Source organism: Mycobacterium sp. (assembly GCF_040509115.1).
Classification (GTDB): domain Bacteria; phylum Actinomycetota; class Actinomycetes; order Mycobacteriales; family Mycobacteriaceae; genus Mycobacterium.
Window position 1 is genome coordinate 1 of sequence record NZ_JBEVLO010000327.1, and the last position, 2,719, is coordinate 2,719.

A 2,719-nucleotide genomic window follows, 5' to 3' on the forward strand; every position below is an offset into this window, starting at 1 on the left:
CCGGACGGCCGGGATGAGGGTTGACCAGGGGGTACAGGTCGACGACGTCGTAACCTTCCGCGGGCGGCGGCTCGAGGTAGGTGACGGGCCCGCACAGCAGCGCGTCGGCGTGCCGCGGGTCCCGCGCCGCCGACTCGTAACCGCCGACAAGGTCGGGACTGGGAATGCAGTCGACGTCGAGGAAGATCAACAGTCGGGCACCCGCCTCGATGGCGCGACGCGCACCGGCGTTACGCGCCGCGGCAATCGGCAGCGAGTCGCCTGCGGCGCGAACCGGTACGACCACGACCTTCGGACACAACGCCGATGCCAGCCGTCCCGCCTCTGGATCGTCGATCGTCACCACGACGTGCACGTCGGGTTGTCTCGACGAGCGCGCGACCCCGGCCAACTGGGTGCGCAGATGGTCGTGACGGCCGTGGACGACGGTGATCAATGCGAGCCTCACTAGGCCCCCTCGGACACGGAGTGCACCGCGTCGGCGGCGCGCGTCGCCGATCCCTCGGTGCGCCACTGGTCCCATCGATCGACGTCGAGCCGGAGGGCGCACTCGATCAGATCAGGCCAACGCGCGGTGTCCGGCCACCCGGGGTGGGTCACCGCCAGCCCGGCGCGGGCCAGCGCGTCTGCCGTCGCGCATTGCTCGTCGAAGGGCCGGGGTTCCGGCAGGATGATCGCGGGCCGGCGGGCTGCCGCGATGTCGGCGATCGAGCTCTGTCCAGCGTGCGCGACGATGACGTCGGCAGAGCACATCGCGGCCCAGGGGTCCTCCACCCATGGGCTGCCCGCGACACCGATTGCCGTCCAATCGAATTGGGGCAGACTGCGGGCGCACTCCGCGACGTCGTCGGCGTCGACGCTGGAGCCACCGGCGCCTCCCATGACGAGGATCTTCGGTCGGCCCGGGTGGGGCGCACTGGCGGCCGATCGCCCGTCGAATCGGCTGATGCCACCGACGTAGGTCGTCTTGTGCCGGTGCCCGCGAAGCCAGGTGGGCTCGCACAGTTCTCCCGGCCACGCCGCCACGACGTGGTCGGCGAGGCGGTACACCAGGTCGTGCGCGAAGTCGGTGCGCTCGCCGGGCATGGCCACCACGACGACGGGCACGCCCAGCAGCCGGCAGAGGGTGGCGACCTCGACGGAGACGTCCACCACCATCGCCGACGGGCGCGCAGCCTCGATCCATTCGGTGATCCGGTGCATTCTGGTTCGTAACCCGTTGTCGTGCAACGGAGCCCAGTGCAGGGCGCCGCCAGCCGTCGGGTCGGGGGCATCGTGGCCCAGATCCTCGAGGGGCAGTGTGACGACGTCGGCGAACACGTCGGAACGCTCGACCCGCAGCGAAGTGAGGACCGTGACCGGCTCCCGGAGACGAGCGCAGATGCTCGCCGCCCGGTTCCAGTGCCCCCGACCCTGGTGGTGGACGTAATAACCGATCATCGTCAGAGTCGGCCCTTGAGGATGAAGTTCCAGTAGATCCTCGGCAGTGCGTACCGATCGAATGCCCATGCCGCGCGCCGCGGCTTGAGGGGGTCGACGAAGGAGGGCAGCGACGAGGCCTCTGCGCCGGTGCGATCGAATTCAGCCGCGATGAGGTGGCGAGAATCCGTCGTGATCGGCGCGACCGTGTACCCGTCGTAGTCGGCGAGGGCGTCGCCGCGTCTGCCCGCGAGCAGGTTGTCGACGAGGATCGCCACCTGTCGTCGCAGGGCGCCACCGGACGGGTCGGTGTCGACGGTCGCGCCGTCCCCGACCGCCCACACGTTCGGATGCACGCGGTGGCGGAAGGTCCGTGAGTCGACGTCGGCGAGCCCAAACGGATTCTCGCCGACCAGGTTCGACGTCCCCAGCCACTTTGGTCCCCGGAACGGGGGAACGAGGTGCAGCATGTCGTAGGACAGCTCCCGCACCATGCGGTCGCGACGGTCGGTGACGGTGATCTTCTGTTCGTCGGGAAACAGGCCGGTCACCCCGGTCTGGTAGAGGACCTGCACGCCGAGACCTCTGAGGCGCTCGTCGAGACGACGGTCGAGAGCCGCCTGGTCCACCAATCGAGGACGGTCGACGACCAGGGTGATCGCGACACCGGGCCGACGGCCCTCGCGTTGCCAGTGGGCCGCGGCGAGGAATAGCGGCTTGATCGTCGTGCCAGTACAGCTGACCGGTGCGCGGGGCACCGTGAACACCGCGCGACCGTCGGCAGGCATGCGCTGCACCAGATCCCAGGTCTTCTCGGCGTGATCCAGGTAGTTGCTCGCGACGGCCACCGAGTCCAGCGCGGAGTCGATGCCGGGCAGCTCGTCGTCGTCGGGGACCAAGCCGGTCGCCAGGACGAGGTCGCCGTAGCGGTACCGGCGTCCGGAAGCGCACCGTACGACGCGGGTGGCCGCGTCGATGGACACCGCGGAGTCCTTCAGCCAGGTGCAGCCGCGCGGGGTGACCGACCGCTGAGTCCGTTCCGCGCTTCGCATGCTCGCCTGCCCGCCGCCCACGTAGGACAGCAGCGGCCGGTAGGTGTGTACGTCCTGCGGTTCGATGACGGCGACGTTGCCGACGCCTCGACGGATGAGCCGCGCCGCCGCGCTGATTCCGCCGTTCCCCCCGCCGACGATCAAGACGTCGAAATGCCCGTCCAAGTCTCGGAGGTCAGCGTCCATGACGGGGCCTTACCCCGTTGTGTCCGCCTCAATCCTCGGCCTGGTCCGCCCTAGTCGGCGTC

Annotated in this window: 3 protein-coding genes; all 3 read right to left on the reverse strand. The window is 69.8% G+C overall.

The window, feature by feature from the left end; all coding sequences use genetic code 11:
• Nucleotides 1–448: glycosyltransferase family 2 protein (locus ABW137_RS22855; protein WP_526403733.1), on the reverse strand; the 448-nt coding region annotated here is incomplete at its 3' end.
• Nucleotides 448–1,440 carry a glycosyltransferase gene (locus ABW137_RS22860; RefSeq protein ID WP_526403734.1) on the reverse strand — a complete coding sequence of 331 codons (993 nt, stop codon included), beginning with the start codon at nucleotides 1,438–1,440 and terminating at the stop codon, nucleotides 448–450. The genes ABW137_RS22855 and ABW137_RS22860, both read right to left, overlap by 1 nt.
• A gap of 2 nt (nucleotides 1,441–1,442) precedes the next feature.
• Nucleotides 1,443–2,657: an NAD(P)/FAD-dependent oxidoreductase gene (locus ABW137_RS22865; protein ID WP_526403735.1), complete on the reverse strand. Its 1,215-nt coding sequence runs from the start codon at nucleotides 2,655–2,657 to the stop codon at nucleotides 1,443–1,445.
• Between the last annotated feature and the right edge of the window lie 62 nt (nucleotides 2,658–2,719).

Bases quoted from the DNA above. Each gene is read 5' to 3' on its own strand.
- ABW137_RS22860 (WP_526403734.1), bottom strand. From the start codon at position 1,440: ATGATCGGTTATTACGTCCACCACCAGGGTCGGGGGCACTGGAACCGG.
- ABW137_RS22865 (WP_526403735.1), bottom strand. From the start codon at position 2,657: ATGGACGCTGACCTCCGAGACTTGGACGGGCATTTCGACGTCTTGATC.